This window comes from Henriciella mobilis, assembly GCF_003576315.1.
Classification (GTDB): domain Bacteria; phylum Pseudomonadota; class Alphaproteobacteria; order Caulobacterales; family Hyphomonadaceae; genus Henriciella; species Henriciella mobilis.
Window position 1 is genome coordinate 103,169 of the sequence record NZ_QWFZ01000003.1, and the last position, 18,636, is coordinate 121,804.

Genomic DNA, 18,636 nt, shown 5'->3' on the forward strand with positions numbered 1-18,636 from the left:
TCGCCCTAGCCTCGTTCTAAATCACCGTTTACAACGGAGAGCGATGAGCCCGGTGCAGACCTATCTCGAACATCCCCAGGACGTCCTCGCCCAATGGCTGGACTGGAAGGCCGCAGGCGATGCGGCGCTTGTCGTGATCACGGCGACCGAAGGCGGGGCCGTCCGCGAGACCGGCGCGCTGATGGCGGTCGCCGGGGATGGACAGGCGGCGGGCTATATTTCCGGCGGTTGTATCGATGCCGATGTCATCCTGCAGGCCCAGGCTGCGCTGGACTCCGGCGAGACAAAGCAGCTGCGCTATGGCGCGGGCTCGCCCTTTGTCGACCTGCCGCTGCCCTGCGGCGGGGCCATCGACGTCGCCATCATTCCGAACCCCGACCCTGCCGCGCTGAAGACTGCCCATGACCGGCTGGCCGCGCGCCAGCCCGCCCGGCTTGCCATACAAGGTACCGGCATCAAGACCCGCTACGTGCCGAAGCTTCGCGTGAGGATTGCCGGGCGCGGCGCCGATCCACTGGCGCTCGCCCGCCTTGCCCGGGCCAGCGGGCTCGAAACCGTCCTGCAGCTGCGCGATGGCGAGGATGTCGAGGCTGCAATGGCTGAGGGCTTCACAAAGGTTAGCGCGCTGGACACGCCCGGCGACCTGCCCGTGATGAGCGACGATCCGTGGACGGCCTTCATCCTGATGTTCCATGACGGCGACTGGGAAGGCCCGCTGCTGCGCCAGGCGCTGGAGGGTACAGCTTTCTATGTCGGCGCTGTCGGCTCGCGGCGCACCCATGCGCGCCGCTGCGAAGCCCTGCGGGAGGCTGGCGTCGCCGAATCCGAGATTGCCCGCATACATGGGCCCGTCGGCCTGATCCCGTCGATGCGCGATGCCTCCATGCTGGCGGTCTCGACGCTGGGCGAGATCGTCGCGGCCTATCACCAGACGGCCAAGGCGCCCTTCGCCCGCACCGGCCTTGTCCTGCTGGCCGCTGGCGAATCGACGCGGTTCGAAGGCGGGGACAAGCTGCTCGCGGCCTATAAGGGCCAGCCGGTCATCGCCCATGCCGCCGGGCTGCTCAGCAACGAGAAAGCGGCCGCGCGCATTGCCGTCATCCGCAGCGACGATGCCCGGCGTGCCTCGCTGCTCGGCGCGGGCTGGACGATCATCGCCAACCCGGATGCCGACACCGGCCAGGCCAGTTCGCTTGTTGCCGGGCTCGCCGCGCTGAAGGCTGAAGACAAGGCCGAGCAGGCGCTGATCCTGCTCGCCGACATGCCGGATATTCCCGCCGCTCATTTGCGCCGGCTGCAGGCGGTGCTGGACGCTGGCGCGAGCGCCGTGATGACCGAAAGCGGCGGCAAGCTGATGCCGCCGGCCCTGTTCCGGCGCGAGACTTTCGACCGGCTGATGGCGGTCGAGGGCGACCGCGGCGCCAAGGGCGTGTTCGAAACGCTGGATAACACAGCCAGCGTGCCGCTCGATCCGGCTCTCGCCTTCGATATCGACACCACCCATGATCTCAAGACTGCCGAGGAGGCCCTTCATGGCTGATGGCCAGAGCCCACTCGCCCCACCCCCGCTCACCGACGCTTTTGGGCGCACGGTCTCCTATCTCCGCCTGTCGGTGACGGACCGCTGCGACCTGCGCTGCACCTATTGCATGGCCGAGCACATGACCTTCCTGCCGAAGAAGGACCTCTTGAGCCTCGAAGAGCTGGAAACGGTGGCTGCCGCCTTCATCCGGCGCGGCGTGCGCAAGATCCGCATCACGGGCGGCGAACCGCTCGTGCGCAAGGATATCGGTGAGCTGTTCGACCGGCTCGGCCGCTATATGGGTGCCGGGCTCGACGAGCTGACGCTGACCACCAATGCGACGCTGCTGGCCGCCCATGCCGAGCGGCTTTACAAGGCCGGCGTGCGCCGGGTGAACGTCTCGCTCGATACGCTGGACCCGGCCATGTTCCGCGAGATCACCCGGCTGGGTGACCTGCAGAAATCGCTCGACGGAATCGAGGCGGCGAAGCAGGCCGGCCTCAAGGTAAAGATCAACACGGTCGCCCTGAAACACCAGAATGCGGGGGAAATCCCGTCCATGGTCGAGTGGGCGCACGGGCAAGGCTTCGACATGACGCTGATCGAGGTGATGCCGCTGGGCCTGACCGGCGAGGACCGCGTCGACCAGTATGTCCCGCTCTTCGAGATCCGCGACGAGCTGGAGCAGCGCTGGACGCTGACCGATGAAGCCGCCAACGATGCGCAGGCCGGGCCGTCGCGCTATGTCCGGATCGCAGAGACAGGCGGGCGCCTTGGCTTCATCACGCCGCTGACCAATAATTTCTGCGCGGGCTGCAACCGGGTCCGCGTGACCTGTACGGGGCGTATCTATATGTGCCTCGGCCAGGACGACCATGTCGACCTGCGCGCCGCCCTGCGCGACAGCATGGTGCCGGAATTCGCGCTCGATGAAGCGCTCGACAAGGCGCTGCTGCGCAAGCCCGAACGCCACGAATTCGCCATCCGCAAGCGCGGTGAAGCCCCGGCCCTGCCGCGTCACATGTCGACGACGGGAGGCTGAGAGCATGGCCCAGCTTCTCTATTTCGGGCGCCTGATGGATACGCTCGGCCGGCCGGAAGAAACGCTCACCCTGCCCACTTCCGTGCGCGACACATCGGCCCTGCGCGAATGGCTCGACAGGGATCGCGGCCTCGATGGCGCCTTGCTGGAAAAGACGATCCGCCTCGCCGTGAACAGCGAGATCGTGGCCGACCCACACCCTGTCAGCGACGGCGACGAGATCGCCTTCATGCCCCCGGTGGGAGGCGGCTGAGCATGCTGCGGATCAGCGACGAGCCGTTCGACGCCGGGCGCGAGCTGTCCGCCTTTGAGACTGAGGCGAAAGGGGCCGGCGGCATTGTCAGCTTCACCGGCCTTGTGCGCGATCATGCCTCCAGCGGCGAGGTGCGCGCGCTCACCCTGCAGGCTTATTCCCCGATGACCGAACGCGGCATCGAGACAGCCATGGCCGAGGCGCGCGAACGCTGGCCGCTCATGGCGCTCAAGGTCATCCACCGCACCGGCGAGATGGCCCCCGGCGACGCCATCGTCTTCGTCGCCACCGCCTCCATCCACCGGCGCGCCGCCTTCGAGGCTGCCGATTTCCTGATGGATTATCTCAAGACCGAAGCCGTCTTCTGGAAGAAGGAAGCCACGGCCACCGGCGAACACTGGATCGAGCCCCGCTCGCAGGATTATCAAGACCGCGCCCGCTGGGCCAAGGTTTGAGGAGACAGACCCCACATGCATGGCATCAATGAAAGCCTTCCCTTCCACCCCGTGCGCATTGCCGTGCTGGTGATGAGCGACACGCGCACGCTGGAGACCGACACTTCCGGCAAGGTGCTGGCCGACCGGATCGAGGCAGCGGGCCATATCCTGGCGGACCGCAAGCTTCTGCGCGACGACAAGGCCGCCATCCGCGCGCAGGTCTCGGCCTGGATCGCCGATCCGGAGGTCGATGTCGTGATCACCTCGGGCGGCACGGGCCTGACCGGTTTCGATGTCACGCCGGAAGCGATCACCCCGCTCTTCGACAAGGTGATTGACGGCTTCTCGGTGATTTTCCACCAGGTCAGCTATCAGAGTGTCGGTCTGTCGACACTGCAGTCGCGTGCGATTGCCGGGGTGGCGAGCGGGACGTTCATCTTCTGCCTGCCCGGCTCGAACGGGGCGGTGAAGGATGGCTGGGACAAGGTCATCTCGCTGCAGCTCGACAGCCGCCACAAGCCTTGCAACCTCGTCGAGATCATGCCCCGCCTGATGGAGCATATGGAGCACGATCATTGAGCGGTGAGCTGACGCATATCGGCCCGGACGGCCGCGCGCGGATGGTCGATGTGTCGGCCAAGGCCACGACCGCGCGCGAAGCCGTCGCGCAGGGCACCGTCCACATGGCGCCGGAAACGCTGAAACTCGCCCTGTCGCGCGACACGAAAAAGGGCGATCCGCTGGGCGTGGCCGAACTTGCGGGCATCATGAGCGCGAAGAAGACCGCCGAGCTGATCCCGCTCTGCCATCCGCTGCCGCTGACCGGCGTGAAGGTGGAGATTGCCCCGCACGAGACCGAGACGGCACTGACCGTCACCGCGCGCGTCAAGACAGCCGGCCAGACCGGCGTGGAAATGGAGGCGCTGACGGCCGTCTCCACCGCCTGCCTGACGCTGTACGACATGCTGAAAGCGGTCGACAAGGCGATGGTGATCGGCGGCATCGAACTAATCGAGAAGACCGGCGGAAAGTCCGGCGCCTACCGGAAAAGCACATGAGCGACCTGATTTCTGTCGATGAAGCCCACCGGCGGCTGGGCGAGCACGCCCTGTTGCCGCAGACCGAAACCATCGGCGTTGCGGACGCACAAGGGCGCGTGCTGGCCGAGGCGATCACGGCGCGCGTGTCGCGCCCGCCCGCTGCCGTCTCTGCGATGGACGGCTATGCCGTGCGCCTTGACGATGTCCGGGAGGCTGGCGCCCGGCTGGCCGTGATTGGCGAGGCGCCCGCCGGTGCGCCGTTCGAGCGGCCGGTCGGTACGGGCCAGGCGGTGCGCATCTTCACCGGCGGCGAAATGCCGGCCGGGACCAATCACATCGTCATCCAGGAAGACACAGACCGCGACGGCGACACGGTCATCTGCCGGGACGCCTATGACCATTCGGAGTTCGTGCGGCCCGCCGGGCTGGACTTTGCCGCAGGCGATACGCTGTTGACCGCCGGAACCCGGCTCTGCGCGGGTGAACTTGCCCTGGCGGCAGCGGCCAATCACGCCGCGCTGCCCGTGCACAAGAAGCTGCGTGTCGGCATCCTTGCCAATGGCAATGAGCTGAAACCGCCGGGCAGCGATCTTGCCCCGGGCGAGATCGTCAATTCCAATCCGGCTGGCCTTGCGGCCCTCATCCGCGACTGGGGCGGTGAGCCAGTCGACCTCGGGATTGCGGTCGACACGATCGATGCGATCCGGTCGGCCATTATCAGCGCGCCGGACATCGACATCTTCCTGCCGGTTGGCGGGGCGTCGGTCGGCGACCATGACCTGATGCGTCCGGCCTTTGCCGCAGAAGGCTTTGAGCCGGTCTTCGAGAAAGTGGCCGTGCGTCCTGGAAAACCGACCTGGTTTTCAAGGACTGACAGCAAGCGCGTGCTCGGCCTGCCCGGCAATCCGGCCTCGGCGCTCGTCTGCGCCCACCTCTTCCTGCAGCCGCTCCTGACCGGCGCGCCGCTCCCCCTCGTGAAGGCCCGGCTGGCCGCCCCGCTGCCAGCGAATGGTCCGCGTGAACAATATATGCGCGCGGCCATCAGCCTGACCGATGGCGGCGTTGTCATGGCCCATGCCGCGGCCAATCAGGACAGCTCGCTGATCACGCCCTTCATCCGTTCGGCCGGGCTCATAAGAAGACTGCCCGGCGCTCCTGGAATGGAGACCGGGCAGGTCGTGGATTGCATTCTGATACGCACGCCGCGGTGGACCGATCAGGACGGCTCGTAGCCGGTCTGCGACATCACATAGGCGATCACCGCATGGCGGTCGTCCTCGCGGCGAACACCGGCAAAGCTCATATTGTTGCCCGGCAGGAAGCTGCGCGGATTTTCCAGCCAGTGCTCAAGCTGTTCCGGCGTCCACTCGAAATCGGCTTCCTGCAGTGCGCTGGAATAGGAGAAGCCTTCGCCCTCTCCCACCTTGCGGGAGAACAGGCCATAAAGGTTCGGGCCGAGGACGGCCGCGCCGCCTTCTTCCAGCGTGTGACACGACTGGCACTGCAGGAAGACCCGGCGGCCGCGATCATAATCGGCTGACGCATAGGGTTCAGGGAAACCGGCAAATTGCGATGCCGGCTCGGGCGCGGCGTCTGCCGTCTCATCCGGGGCCGCTGCCTCGGTCGTATCGGCTTCGTCCGCACCGGGGGTGTCCGCTGCCGGTGTCTCGCTCTCAGCAGGCGGCGTCGGCGCGGCCTCCGCCGGTTCGTCGCTGGCCCCGCCACACGCCGTCGCCAGGACAAGCCCGAAGGCGATAGCAGCCGCATGTCCGCGTTTGATCGTCATATCCAGTCTCCTGAAAGAATCTCTGTTAACATGGTGGAACCTAGTGGCGTCCTTGGCAGCGGGCAAACCGAATCCCCTGATTCCGGCAGACTTTCTGTTGCGCTGGCGCAGGGCGGCCAAAACTGCCCTATTGTGGCAGCTTGTCGAGCCCGCTCAGCACGGCATCGTCGCGCTGGTAGAAGTCATCGAGGTAACGGATACCGCCCGCGCCGTCGTTCACAGCGGTGAAGTAAAGGATATGCACGGGTATGGGCTGAACGAGGTCCGCCCGCGTTTCCTTGCCTGAGGCGACCGCCTTGTCGATGGCCGCGCGGTCCCAGCCCGGCGTGTCCATGAGCAGCCATTCCGACAGGTCGATCGGGTACTGGGTCCGCAGGCAGCCCGACGAGAACGCCCGCTGGCGCTCGGCAAAGAGGCCCCGCGTCGGCGTGTCGTGCAGGTACACATTGTGCGGATTGGGGAACATGATCTTGACCTGGCCGAGCGCATTCTGGGGCCCCGGGGCCTGGCGCAGCCTGTAGGGGAAGTTCGCGGCCGAGACCGTTTTCCAGTCGATGGTCGCCGGATCGACAATGTGGCCGGAACGGTCCAGCACCTGGAAGCCGAGGCGCGCGACGGCGCCCGGATCCTTCTGGAAAAGCGGCAGCTTGTCAGCGCGGGCGAGACTGGCCGGGGTTTCCCACCATGGATTGAAGACGATGTATTCGATCCGGTCGGAGAAGACAGGTGTGCGCCGGTAGGTCTTGCCGACAATGGTCAGGTGCGTGCGCTGGGGCTCGCCATGGTCATAGGCCGTGACCTCGAAAGCGGCGATATTGGCCCGCAAATGCTTCTGGCCGAGATCGCCCGGCAGCCAGCGCCAGCGTTCCATGTTGACGCGCACCTGTTCGATGCGCTCGGCAACACCATGGTTGAGCGCACGCAGCGTGGCCGCGCCGGCCACGCCGTCCGCATCAAGCCCTTGAGCGGTCTGGAAGGTTTCGAGTGCCTCAACCGTGGGCGCATCCATCTGCTCGGCCATGGCGGCGCCGGCTTCCAGCAGGCCGAGTTCGACGAGCCGGGCCTGCAGCTCGCCAATGCGCGGCCCGCTCATACCCGGCTTCAGGGCCGGGCCTTCGCTGACGCGGGTGATCGTCCCGCGCTCCTGCAGCCGCAGCGCGGCCAGCTCGGCCTTCAGAAGGCGATAGCCCGGCTGGATGGGTGCCAGCTGCTCGAGGCTGGTCGAGACGGTCCCGCTCTCCAGCGCATAGGCGAGCACGGCGGCGAGATCGGCCTCGCGGCGCGCGGCCGTCCAGTCCGGCTCGACCGAGACGGGATCGAGCTTGCCATAAAGCATGTGGGCGGCGGCCGACATCCACGCATCGGTGGCGAGACGGTCGCGCTCTGCGAGGTCGCTGCGCGACGCCTCAAGCGCGGCAAGGTGATAATGGGACGGCTCTAGGCCATGATCGGCAAGCCCCTGCAGGGCGCCGATCAGCGCGTCATAGGACGCGTCGTTCCAGACCTGCGCGGTCTCGGCATCTTCAATGAAGTCTTCGGTGGCGACGGGGGCCAGCATGACCTCGCCGCCCGGCTCGGCCATGGCAGCGGGCGCAAGCATTGTCGCCAGCAAGGCACCCGTAAAAAACCGGTGCACGGTTAGGATAGTCATGGCCGGCTCATGCTCCTCGTCCTGCGTGGCGGCAGGATAGAGCGCGCCGGATGGAGGAGCAATCTGTACTGGTTAGCGGGGGCCGGTCAGCGAGGGCCGGTGCTGGAGGGCAGGTCGTTGATCGGGCCGACATCGAGCAGCGGCGAGGCCTCGATCTGCTCGGCATCCAGAAGCGAGACAACCCGAAGCAGCGCCGCCACGAGGCTGGCCTGCTCCCACTCGGCAAGGTCGCGGAAGCGGGACCGGAAGGTTTCCTGCAGCAGGTCCGGCGCATCTTCCAGCATCTTGTTGCCGGCATCGGTGATCCGCACCCAGACGCGGCGCCGGTCGGTCTCGCCGCGCTTGCGGTCAACCAGGCCGCGCTCCTGCAGCTTGTCGAGCAGGATGGAAATGGTCGCCTGTTTCAGGTCGACAGCCTTGGCAAGGTTTCCGGTCAGCGTTTCGCCGCGCGTCTTCAGCACCTGCAGGACGAGCAGCTGCGATGCGGTCAGCCCGGTCTTGTGGGCGACTGTGCGGACATTGCTGGCCGTGGCCTTCAGGATCCGGCGCAACGCGACCAGCGCCGTTTCGGTTTGATCCTGCATATGCTCACTCCACATGTCGGCGTTCACTGAGGATAGGCGAACGGCCTCGAAACCCTCTGATAGTTGGGCCATTTTTAGGCTATTTCCTTTGTGCAATAAAATATTTTTTCATCTAAGCATTATCGGAACAATTAGGGAGACAACGCGTTTCTTCAATATACCGGATGTGCGCGTGTGCGCTATCCACAGAGAATGGCTTGAACCGGTCCCGATTCTAATTAAATAGATCGTCAAACAAAATATTGATTGAGAGAGAAAAGAATATGGCATCGACCCAAGCGGCTGAAAAACGCCGGGAAATGCCTCAAAAGGAGGCAGAGGACCCTTCCAGTCTTCGCATCAGCCCGCCCCTCAGTGAGGATGGCGCAGCGGTGCATGACCTGATTGCGGCCTGTCCGCCTCTGGACACCAATTCTCTTTACATGAACCTGATCCAGACGACGCACTTTGCCGATACGTGCGCGCTCGCGCGCGAAGATGGCGAGGTCATTGGCTGGGTTTCGGGACATATCCCGCCGAGAGAACCGGACGTGTTCTTCCTCTGGCAGGTTGCTGTTGGCGAAAAGGCCCGCGGCAAGAAGATTCCCAAACGCCTCGTCGCCGACATCTTCTCGCGCGAAGCGTGCCGGAATGTGAAGTATCTCAAGACGACGATCACACCCGATAATGAAGCGTCCTGGGGTCTTTTCAGAAGTATTGCGCGCTGGCTCGACGCGCCACTCAACGAGAGCGAGTTTTTCGACAAGGAGCGCCACTTCAAGGGGCGCCACGACAGCGAAATCCTCGTGACAATCGGGCCATTCGAGCTGCCGGCCAGACTTTAGCACACCTGGCCGCCTCACCCCTGACAAAACCAGACCATCAAGGAGTAGAACGCATGCCGTTCACAGACATCAAGGAAGACATTTTTGAAAGGCGCGAGTCGAAAGTGCGCAGCTATTGCCGCAACTTCGATACGCTTTTCGTAAAGGCCACGGGTTCGGAAATGACCGACGCCCAAGGCAAGACCTATATCGATTTTCTCGCCGGCTGTTCGACACTGAACTACGGCCATAACGACCCGGACATGAAAGCCGCGCTGATCGAGCATATCGAGCGCGACGGCGTTGCCCATGGTCTCGACATGTATACCGACGCCAAGGCCGAATGGCTGAAGGCGTTCGAGCAGTACATCCTCGAGCCGCGCGGCATGGACGATTACAAGATCATGATGACCGGCCCGACGGGCACGAATGCCGTCGAAGCCGCCGTGAAGCTGGCCCGCAAGGTGACCGGCCGCACGAATGTCGTCGCCTTCACCAACGGTTTCCACGGCATGACGATGGGCGCCCTGTCGCTTACCGGTAATGCCGGCAAGCGCCGCGGCGCCGGAACCGGCAGCGTCGGCCTGACCGGCACGACCCACCTGCCTTATGACGGCGCCTTCGGCGACGATGTCGATACGCTGGAGCAGATCGAGATGATGCTCGACAATCCGTCTTCAGGCGTCGATGCCCCCGCAGCCTTCATCTTCGAGCCCATCCAGGGCGAAGGCGGCCTCAACGCCGCCTCGAAAGAATGGATGCAGGGCATTGCCCGCCTCGCCAAGAAGCTTGGTGCGCTGCTGATCGTCGACGATATCCAGTCGGGCTGCGGCCGCTCGGGCAAGTATTTCGCCTTCGAGGAAGCCGGTATCGAGCCGGACATCATTACCCAGGCCAAGTCGCTTTCGGGTATGGGCCTTCCCTTTGCCTGCGTGCTGCTCAAGAAGGAGCACGACATCTGGAAGCCGGCCGAACACAACGGCACCTTCCGCGGCAACAACCACGCCTTCGTGACCGCGAAGGTCACGCTGGAGAAGTTCTGGAAGGACGATACGTTCCAGAAGCAAGTCCGCGAAAAGGCCGTCATCCTGACCGAGGGCCTGCAGAAGATCGCTGACATCATCCCCGGCGCGAAACTCAAGGGCCGCGGCATGATGCAGGGCGTTGACGTCGGCACCGGCGATCTCGCCAGCGACATCTGCAGCCGCGCCTTCGAGAAAGGCCTCATCATCGAGACCTCTGGCGCCGACGATGAAGTCGTCAAGGTGCTCGCCCCGCTCACCACGCCGGTCGAGATGTTCCAGAAAGGTCTCGACATCCTGCTCGACAGCGCCCGCGAGGCCGTGTCCAGCAACCAGATGGCAGCGGAGTAAACGACAATGATTGTTCGCGACCTGAATGACATGAAAGGCACGGATCGTGCCGTCTCCGATGCGCAGTGGACGTCCTACCGGATGCTGCTGGCTGGCGACAAGATGGGCTTCAGCTTCCACATCACGGTGCTGGAAGCGGGCTCAGAGCACACCTTTCATTACAAGAACCATTTCGAGAGCGTCTATTGCATGAAGGGCAAGGGGTCGATCACCGACCTCGGCACCGGCGAGACGCATGAAATCCGGCCGGGCGTGATGTACGCGCTGAACCTGCACGACAAGCATATCCTGCGCGCAGAGGAAGAGCTGCACATGGCCTGCTGCTTCAATCCGCCGGTGACCGGTACCGAAGTCCACCAGGCCGACGGCTCCTACGCCGCGCCTGAGGATGCCGAAGCCACCAGCTAGACAGCTCCGGCCAGAATGGATGGCCCTGCCGGACTTGCACAATCCGGCAGGCGCCCGTCCGTCCAAACCAGACCACAAGGAAGGGTTCACCCCATGACCCATACTGTTGAGAAGATCGGCGGCACATCGATCGCCAACACCCCCGTTATCCTGGACAATGTCCTGATCGGCGACCGCAAGCCGAAGGACATGTACAACCGCATCGTCGTCGTGTCGGCCTATGCCGGCATGACCAACATGCTGCTGGAGCACAAGAAGTCCGGCAAGCCGGGCGTCTATGCGCTCTTTGCCAGCGCCGAGAACAAGTGGCAGTGGAGCGAAGCGCTCACCGAGCTGTCGCAGGCGATGCGCGAGAAGAACCAGGAGATTTTCGGCGACCATCCCGACCGCAAGGTGGCGGACAATTTCGTCCTCGAGCGGATCGAGGGCGTGCGCAACTGCCTGATCGACCTGCACCGCCTGTGCTCCTACGGCCAGTTCCGCCTCGACGAACACCTGATGACGGTCCGCGAAATGCTGGCGGCCCTCGGTGAGGCCCACTCGGCGCACAACACGTCGCTGCTCCTGCGCCAGAAGGACATCAATTCGGTCTTCGTCGACCTCACGGGCTGGCGCGACGAGGAGAAGCTGACGCTGGACGAGCGGATCGAAAACTCCTTCCGCGGCATCGATTTCTCCAAGGAACTGCCCATCGTGACCGGCTATGCATCCTGCCTTGAAGGCATGGTGAAGCTGTATGACCGTGGCTACACGGAGGTGACGTTCTCGCGCATTGGTGCCCTCACCAAGGCGAAGGAAGCCATCATTCACAAGGAATTCCACCTTTCCAGCGCCGACCCGAAACTCGTCGGCGACGACAAGGTGCGCAAGATTGGCCAGACCAATTACGACGTGGCCGACCAGCTCTCGAACATGGGCATGGAAGCGGTCCACCCGAAAGCGGCGAAGGGCCTGCGCCAGGCGGGCATCCCGCTTCGCGTCAAGAACACGTTCGACCCGGCCGATGCCGGCACGATCATCACCGATGACTTCATGCCGGAGACCCCGCGCGCGGAAATCGTGACCGGTATTCAGAGCCTCTATGCCTTCGAACTGTTCGAACAGGACATGGTCGGCGTGAAGGGCTATGACGCCGAGGCGCTGAAAGCGCTGACGCGGCACAAGCTGTGGATCGTGACCAAGTGCTCGAATGCCAACACGATCACCCACTATGTCAGCGGACCGCGCAAGGCGATCAACAAGGCTGCGGCCGACCTCGAAGCCTGCTTCGAGAATGCCGAGGTCACGCTGCGCAAGGTGGCGATCGTCTCCGTGATCGGCGCCAATCTGGATGTCGACGGGCTGACCGCCCGCGCCGCGACGGCCATCCATGAAGGCGGCATCAAGCTGCTCGGCCTGCACCAGCTGACCCGCAACACCGACCTCCAGACCATTGTCGCGGAGGAAGACTATGACCAGACGGTCAAGGTGCTGCACAAGGCGCTCGTCGAGACTGGCGACGCCGCGGGTGCCAAATCCGATGCGGATATCGCTGCTGCCGCCTGATGCCCTATTCGGCGCCAGCACATGAAACGACTTCGGACTGGCGGGTAACGCTCGGGCTATACCGCAACGTTCTCGCCATTGTCTGCGCCCTGACCGTGCTTCAGGGCGCAACGGCAGCCCTATCCGTGATGATCGCGCTGAGTTTGCAGGCAGCCGGTGCTTCAAACGCTGCCCTTGGTCTGGTGGCGGCTTGTTACGCCGGCGGCTTCCTGACGGGAGCCATCGCCTCGCCCAAGCAGATCACACGGATAGGGCACATCCGTTCCTTTTCCTTCTTCGCCGCGCTGGCGATCATTGCGACGCTCAGTTTCACACTGGGCGTCAGCATTATTGGCTGGGCGCTGGTCCAGACGGTCATCGGCGCAAGCACGGCGGCCCTGCTGACGGCGGGCGACAGCTGGATCACCGACAGTGCCCCGTCCAACCGGCGCGGCGCCATTCTCGGCTTCTACCATGTGGTGGCAAAGCTCGGCGCGATTGCCGGACCGTTCGCCATCGTCGCCGGGGCCAATGGCCTGGCCGGCTTCATGATGGTGGCCGCCCTGTTCGCGCTGACCATCATGCCGATCACAGCGACGCGGAAAGCGCAGCCCGAAATCTCGACGGGGACGCCCTTCGGGCCGAGCAAGATCCTGAAATACGCACCGGCTGCTGCGTTTGCGGCGCTCTGTGCCGGGGCCGTCAACAATGCCGTGGCCCAGCTCTACCCGGTCTATGCCCAGTCCATCATGCCGGACGGCGCGGCCGGGTTTGCCGCGAACTTCAATGCCGCGCTGCTGGCCGGCGCCATGATCGGCCTGTGGCCAGCGGGCATGATCTCCGACCGGCTCGACCGGCGCACGGTGATTGCCGGGACCGGCGTCATCGCATCTGCGGCCGGCCTCGGGCTTGCGCTGTTCAGCACGGTCGCCTCACCGGCGCTGATCCTGGTCCTCGCCTTCGTCTTCGGCATCGGCGCCCTGTCCTATTATGCCGTCGCGGTCGCGCATGCGGCCGACCGGGCAAGGCCCGACCAGGCGACCTCCATGATGGCGGGCATCCTCGTGATCTGGGGCATCGGTTCGGTTGCCGGACCGCTCATTGCAGGCTTCGTCATGTCGACACCGCTCGGCGCACCCGGCCTGTTCGCCTTTGCAAGCGCCAGCCTTGCGCTACTGGCCGCGACCATGTTTACCCGTACCGTCAACAAGGCGCCCGTTCCCGACGAGGAGAAGGCGCCGTTCAACGCCACCCAGACGACCAGCCTTGCGCTGTCGGAGCTCGACCCCCGGGGCGAGCATGAGACGAACGAGCAGTTCGACCTTTTCCTCGCCTGGATGGCCTCAACAGAGACTGACGAATGATCATTGCAAGCTTCCTGGTAATCCTCGCCATCTTCCTGGTTGTCGGCCTCGCCTCGGCGCGGGTCGCGACCGGCGAACGCAAGGACTACTACATTGCCGGCCAGACCGTTTCGCCATGGCTCACCGGGCTTTCCGCCGTCGCCACGAACAATTCCGGTTACCTGTTCATCGGTGTGATCGGCTACACCTATGCGACGGGCCTGTCGGCTGTCTGGCTGATGTTTGGCTGGATCATTGGTGACTATCTCGGCTCGCTCTTTGTTCACCGGAAACTTCGTCACGCCACGGGTGAGACCGGGGAAGCCTCATTTGCATCCGTCATGTCGCGCTGGCATGGCGAGGAGTTCGCCTATTGGCGCCGGATTGCCGCCATTGTGATGGTGGTATTCCTTGGCGCCTATGCCGCCGCGCAGATTTCGGCTGGCGGCAAGGCGCTGGAAGGCGTGCTGAACCTCGATCCGCGCATCGGCGCGGTGGCGGTAGCGGGCATGATCGTCGCCTATTCCATTGCCGGCGGCATCCGCGCCTCGATCTGGACCGACGCTGTCCAGTCCCTGTCCATGCTGGTCGCGCTCAGCATCCTTTGCGTCGTGGCCTTCTACCATGAAGGCGGCCTCGGCCCGGCTTTTGCCTCGATGATGCCGCTGGATGACGGGCGCTACATGAACCTCTGGCCGGAAAGCGGCGAGCTGGTCGGGACAGGCGCCATGGCGATTGGCTTCTTCATCCTGGGGTGGCTCGCCGCCGGCTTTTCCGTCGTCGGCCAGCCGCACATCATGGTCCGCTTCATGGCGCTGGACGATGAGAAGAACATGCAGCGCACCCGCGCCTGGTACTATGGCTTCTTCATCCTCTTCTACATCCTGGCGGCCGGGCTTGGCCTGCTGTCGCGGCTCTACCTGCCTGAGCTGGCATCTGGCGATACCGAACTTGCCCTGCCGCGCATGGCGCTGCAGCTCCTGCCGGACATCTTTGTCGGCCTGATCCTCGCAGGGATTTTCGCGGCCACCATGTCGACCGCTGACTCTGTCGTTCTGTCCTGTTCGGCAGCGATCACGCACGACCTGACCCCCTCACGCATGGAGCATCCACTGCTGCTGAAGGCGGCGACGGCCGGGACAACGCTGGTCGCGCTCATCCTCGCCCTGTCGGGCAGCCAGAGCGTCTTCAGCCTCGTCATCCTGGCCTGGTCGACCCTGGCGGCGGCCTTTGCGCCCCTGCTCGTGCTCTACGCCCTGGACCGCAAGACCAGCGAGCCGGCGGCCATCTTCCTGATGGTCCTCGGCATCGCCATTGCCCTGTTCTGGCGCTATGGCCTCGGCTGGCATGGCGGCATCTATGAAGGCCTGCCGGGTATGGCCATACCGTTCGTGATCGGCTGGTTCCTGTCGCGGCCGGCCACGCATGAAGAGATCAAGGCGAGCCCCGTCGAGACACCGGCGGAATAGGCCCCACCCCAACCCTCCCCGCGAGCGGGGAGGGGGTACAGTGATGTCAGGCAGAAATTATTTCGGAGCAAAGGCGACCAGGCTCTCGAAATGAACGGCCCGGATCACGGGGCTGGGTCATTTAGAATAAGAACCGACACTGGCATTGCCGATGAGCGTGATCTTATCGGCAGTGAGTCGAAGTGTGGCCCGATCACAAACATTCGGACTGATTAGAAATCCAAATTTTCAACGCCGATAATGAATACAATAAACGCCATTATTACAACACTAATCCCAAGTAAGATGATAAGAATTAGCAGCGATTTCACGAATCTTGGAGGCTTTAGAAAGTTCATGCCATTTGCTCGTTTGCCCTATCGTTCTTCGGATTCAAAAATCGACGACATGTCGGGTGTTTCTATCAAAGTGTTGGTTTCAGTTACTGATGCAGCGGCGCCGACTCCGGGACCAAAAATACTTACTTTGAAACCGCTTCCATCAACAGAAGGCTTTTCTGCAGAAGTAAAAACTTCTCCTCCCAACGGTCCATAATCTGCTTCGGTCGTTAATGTGCCACCCTCGCGATCACTGATGCCGCCGAGAGATAATCCAACCTCTGCAGCGTCGATGTCAGCCGATGCGCCTATAGCACCACCGGAAGCGGTATCTGATGCTCCGTGAGATGACTGTATGGCGACCTTTTCCAGTATTATTGGAGCCATTGGATTTGTGAGACTAAATGTTACCTGGAATGCCACATCAACGCCGCCTGAGGCACCACCATTCGGTGTTGCAAATGTCCCAGAGCCACCGATGGAATAAGTGAGTCTAATCCTGCCGTCGTTCGTGAGCATTTGCTCCCCCGTCGGATCAGTGGCATTAACCGGATCATTCCCGACATAAGCATACAGGTTGAACTGGTCCTGATACCCCATCGGGTCGGTTGAGAGGAAGCGGCCCGACACAGGGTCGTAATAGCGGGCCTGCATGTAGGTCAGGCCCGACAGGTCGTCCTGGACGTGGCCGGTATAGCCAACATCGTCGCGATTGGCGGGGGCGTCGACCGTCTTCTCGCCAAAGGGGGTGTAGAGCTCTCGCCCTTTTGTAGCCGGTTGCGCAGCAAGGATTTGATCCAGTGGATCAAATCCAGGCGGAAAAGGCCCGGCAGGGCCGCATTGCCGGTGTGGAAGGCCGTCTGCACCATGGCCGAGCCCTGGGCATCGAGATGGTCGAAATAGTAGGCATTGCCCTGGCGGCGCACCGTGACGCCCCCGCCCGAGAGATAATCGGTCTGCTTGTTGGCGGTCACGTCATCCTGATGGGCCAGACCGCCCGTCAGCGCGGAATAGACCCAGTAGGTCGTCTGGCCGTTGCGGACAGTCTTCACCCGCTTGAGATTGCCGTCATAGGTGTGCGCTTCGCTGAGGCCCGGCGCGGTGACCGAGACGGGCTGGTTCGCTGTGTCATGGGTCAGCGTGTCGGCGCCGTTACCGGTGATATTGCCGCGCGCATCATAGGCCCAGGCCTGCGCGCCCCCGCCCGCGCTGTCTGTCACCTGGCTGACACGGTTGGTGGCTGTGTCATAGCCGATGGACACGGTGCGTGAGCCGAGCTGCTTTTGCCGGATATTATTGAGCGCGTCATACTTGAAACTGCCCGTGCCCCAGGGGCCGGCCGCCGTTTCAAGCCGGCCGGCAGGGTCATAACCGAAGCTGCGATTCTGGCCGGCCACCGCATAGTCGGTGATGCTGGTCACCTTGCGGCGCGCATCATAGCCGTAGCGCAGATCCAGCACATTGCCGGCCGAGCCGCCATAAACGTCGATGTCATAGGGTAGCTGGCGGGCATCCAGCGTCTGGCTGAAGCTGTAACCGTTCTTGTAGACCGCCGATGCGGGCAGCCCGTTGGGGTGATAGGTGATCGCATCGACATAGCGCCAGCTCTGGGTGCGAACCGTTGTCGGCCGCCCGTGACCGTCCACGTCGAAATCGATGACCATGCCGTCGGGCAGAATCCGGTTGGCCACATTACCGGAGGGCTCATAGCCATGGGTGAGCGAGTAGGTGCGACCGTCAATCGACAGCGTCTCGACGTTCAGCAGGTCCAGTTCGTTATAGGCATAGTCCCAGCTGATCCCGCCGCGGTCGACATCGGTGACGTTACCATTGGCGTCGTAGGCCCTGGCGATGTCCGGCGTTGAGCCGGGGAAATCGATAAAGGTCTGCCGGCCAAGATTGTCATAGGTGTAGGAGGTTCGCAGCGACCAGGTCACCGACGGACATGCCGCGCCGCCGCCAGCCGCTTCGGCGCGGGAGGCCTGTACGAGCTGGTCAACCTGATCGTAGGCGAACCGCTCATAGCCGAATTCCGGCGCATAGTGCTGACACAGGCGCAGGCGGTCGTCATACCAGAAGTTTCGGGTAACGCTGGCGGTGTAGCCGTTCTGCGTGCCCGACTGGTCCATCTGCGTGACGTTGCCATAGATGTCGCGTTGAAAGCTTGTCGTGGCGCCCATCGGATCGACGACAGACATCACTTCATCGGTTGCTGGCGCGCCAAAGGCCCGGTAGGTGGTTGTCGTCTGGGCGTTCGCGGGATCAGTCACCCGGATCTTGTTGCCGGTGAGGTATTCGTAACTTGTCGTCGCACTCGGATACACCGTTTCCTGAGTCTGCGTGACCCGGCCGAGCGCGTCGTAAGAGGTGCTGACGCCATCGGCAGGGTTGGACGAGGTTGACGGCCATGCCTCAAACACTGTTTGACCGAGCGCATTATAACTCGTCTTGGCGTAGATTGACCCACCGCCGCCCGATAACGCTTGCTGACGCACCAGTATAGGTCGATAGAACTCGTCGTACGTTGTAATGGTGCGTAGACTGCCGCGGGTCTGCGTCTGCACGATGCCGCTGCCAAGACCCGAATAGGAGATTGATGTATCTGCCCAGGCTCCTGGACGGTTGATGGAAGTGAGCCAGCCCACGCTGTTATAGGTGTAGCTGAATGTGATGCCACGCGGATTGGTGAAGCTCTTGATCCAGCCGTTATTATCCACGGTCGCCGAGATTGTAATTTCATCGGGCGTGCCAACTGCCTCTTTGATAAGTTGTGGAATCCCACGCTTATGGAGGCTAAACTGTCTGACTCTCCCAAGTGCGTCCGTAACGCTGCTGACAGTTCCGTCTCCATTGTAAGTGAATGTCAGCCCGGTCGTCTCACCGAACTTGCGGGAGGTCATGAGATTGCCGTTGACACTGTTGAAGGTGTTCGCTTCGAACTCCTTGCCATTGCGTGTAAATTTCTTTGGCAGTCCCAACAGCCATTTCGTGGTATTATGCTCGTACTCGATCAATTCAGTTCGGCTTAGCGCGACATCACTGGACGTCTGCACAATCTGCGTTGGGAATCCGTAGCTATAACCT

17 protein-coding genes are annotated in these 18,636 nt (G+C 63.1%); 13 read left to right on the plus strand and 4 right to left on the minus strand.

Annotation, left to right across the window (positions count from 1 at the left end; genetic code table 11):
- The first annotated feature begins 43 nt into the window (after nucleotides 1-43).
- The 7 genes from D1227_RS00515 to D1227_RS00545 are packed head-to-tail and all read left to right on the plus strand — an operon-like array spanning nucleotide 44 to nucleotide 5,526.
- A complete protein-coding gene (locus D1227_RS00515) occupies nucleotides 44-1,540 on the plus strand; it encodes an NTP transferase domain-containing protein (RefSeq protein ID WP_119403426.1) in 1,497 nt (498 codons plus the stop codon).
- A complete protein-coding gene (gene moaA, locus D1227_RS00520; protein ID WP_119403427.1) occupies nucleotides 1,533-2,564 on the plus strand; it encodes a GTP 3',8-cyclase MoaA in 1,032 nt (343 codons plus the stop codon). The genes D1227_RS00515 and moaA overlap by 8 nt, the downstream gene beginning before the upstream one ends.
- 4 nt (nucleotides 2,565-2,568) lie before the next feature.
- On the plus strand, nucleotides 2,569-2,817 hold the full coding sequence (gene moaD, locus D1227_RS00525) for a molybdopterin converting factor subunit 1 (RefSeq protein ID WP_119403428.1): 249 nt from the start codon (nucleotides 2,569-2,571) through the stop codon (nucleotides 2,815-2,817).
- A gap of 2 nt (nucleotides 2,818-2,819) precedes the next feature.
- A complete protein-coding gene (locus tag D1227_RS00530) occupies nucleotides 2,820-3,272 on the plus strand; it encodes a molybdenum cofactor biosynthesis protein MoaE (RefSeq protein ID WP_119403429.1) in 453 nt (150 codons plus the stop codon).
- Between the two features lie 15 nt (nucleotides 3,273-3,287).
- A complete protein-coding gene (gene moaB, locus D1227_RS00535) occupies nucleotides 3,288-3,833 on the plus strand; it encodes a molybdenum cofactor biosynthesis protein B (RefSeq protein WP_119403430.1) in 546 nt (181 codons plus the stop codon).
- On the plus strand, nucleotides 3,830-4,312 hold the full coding sequence (gene moaC, locus D1227_RS00540; protein ID WP_199288294.1) for a cyclic pyranopterin monophosphate synthase MoaC: 483 nt from the start codon (nucleotides 3,830-3,832) through the stop codon (nucleotides 4,310-4,312). Before moaB ends, moaC begins: the two co-directional genes overlap by 4 nt.
- Nucleotides 4,309-5,526 (plus strand): molybdopterin molybdotransferase MoeA, encoded by a 1,218-nt coding sequence (locus D1227_RS00545; protein WP_119403431.1) that lies wholly within the window; start codon nucleotides 4,309-4,311, stop codon nucleotides 5,524-5,526. The genes moaC and D1227_RS00545 overlap by 4 nt, the downstream gene beginning before the upstream one ends.
- Here D1227_RS00545 and D1227_RS00550 read toward each other — a convergent pair.
- From D1227_RS00550 to D1227_RS00560, 3 genes are all read right to left on the minus strand, one after another.
- On the minus strand, nucleotides 5,511-6,080 hold the full coding sequence (locus D1227_RS00550; protein WP_119403432.1) for a c-type cytochrome: 570 nt from the start codon (nucleotides 6,078-6,080) through the stop codon (nucleotides 5,511-5,513). The two genes, D1227_RS00545 and D1227_RS00550, sit on opposite strands and share 16 nt — an antisense overlap.
- A 127-nt stretch (nucleotides 6,081-6,207) precedes the next feature.
- Nucleotides 6,208-7,731 carry a L,D-transpeptidase family protein gene (locus D1227_RS00555; RefSeq protein WP_119403433.1) on the minus strand — a complete coding sequence of 508 codons (1,524 nt, stop codon included), beginning with the start codon at nucleotides 7,729-7,731 and terminating at the stop codon, nucleotides 6,208-6,210.
- Between the two features lie 86 nt (nucleotides 7,732-7,817).
- Complete coding sequence (locus D1227_RS00560; protein ID WP_119403434.1) at nucleotides 7,818-8,387, minus strand: MarR family winged helix-turn-helix transcriptional regulator; 570 nt, start codon at nucleotides 8,385-8,387, stop codon at nucleotides 7,818-7,820.
- Nucleotides 8,388-8,578: 191 nt separating this feature from the next.
- Between D1227_RS00560 and ectA the strand changes: the two genes are divergently transcribed.
- The 6 genes from ectA to D1227_RS00590 all read left to right on the plus strand — a co-directional run bounded on the left by ectA (nucleotide 8,579) and on the right by D1227_RS00590 (nucleotide 15,235).
- Nucleotides 8,579-9,139: a diaminobutyrate acetyltransferase gene (gene ectA, locus D1227_RS00565; protein WP_233349521.1), complete on the plus strand. Its 561-nt coding sequence runs from the start codon at nucleotides 8,579-8,581 to the stop codon at nucleotides 9,137-9,139.
- 53 nt (nucleotides 9,140-9,192) lie between these two features.
- Nucleotides 9,193-10,491, plus strand: coding sequence for a diaminobutyrate--2-oxoglutarate transaminase (gene ectB / locus D1227_RS00570; protein WP_199288295.1), 1,299 nt, complete (start codon nucleotides 9,193-9,195; stop codon nucleotides 10,489-10,491).
- A 6-nt stretch (nucleotides 10,492-10,497) separates the two neighbouring features.
- On the plus strand, nucleotides 10,498-10,899 hold the full coding sequence (locus D1227_RS00575; RefSeq protein WP_119377842.1) for an ectoine synthase: 402 nt from the start codon (nucleotides 10,498-10,500) through the stop codon (nucleotides 10,897-10,899).
- Between the two features lie 93 nt (nucleotides 10,900-10,992).
- Entirely contained in the window at nucleotides 10,993-12,444 is a 1,452-nt protein-coding gene (locus D1227_RS00580) for an aspartate kinase (RefSeq protein ID WP_119403435.1), read from the plus strand.
- A complete protein-coding gene (locus tag D1227_RS00585; RefSeq protein WP_233349519.1) occupies nucleotides 12,444-13,787 on the plus strand; it encodes an MFS transporter in 1,344 nt (447 codons plus the stop codon). The genes D1227_RS00580 and D1227_RS00585 overlap by 1 nt, the downstream gene beginning before the upstream one ends.
- On the plus strand, nucleotides 13,784-15,235 hold the full coding sequence (locus D1227_RS00590) for a sodium/proline symporter (protein ID WP_119377844.1): 1,452 nt from the start codon (nucleotides 13,784-13,786) through the stop codon (nucleotides 15,233-15,235). Before D1227_RS00585 ends, D1227_RS00590 begins: the two co-directional genes overlap by 4 nt.
- Before the next feature lie 356 nt (nucleotides 15,236-15,591).
- On the opposite strand, the gene D1227_RS00595 is transcribed toward D1227_RS00590, so the two are convergent.
- Nucleotides 15,592-16,353 carry an RHS repeat-associated core domain-containing protein gene (locus D1227_RS00595; RefSeq protein ID WP_325048706.1) on the minus strand — a complete coding sequence of 254 codons (762 nt, stop codon included), beginning with the start codon at nucleotides 16,351-16,353 and terminating at the stop codon, nucleotides 15,592-15,594.
- Nucleotides 16,354-18,636: the final 2,283 nt, after the last annotated feature.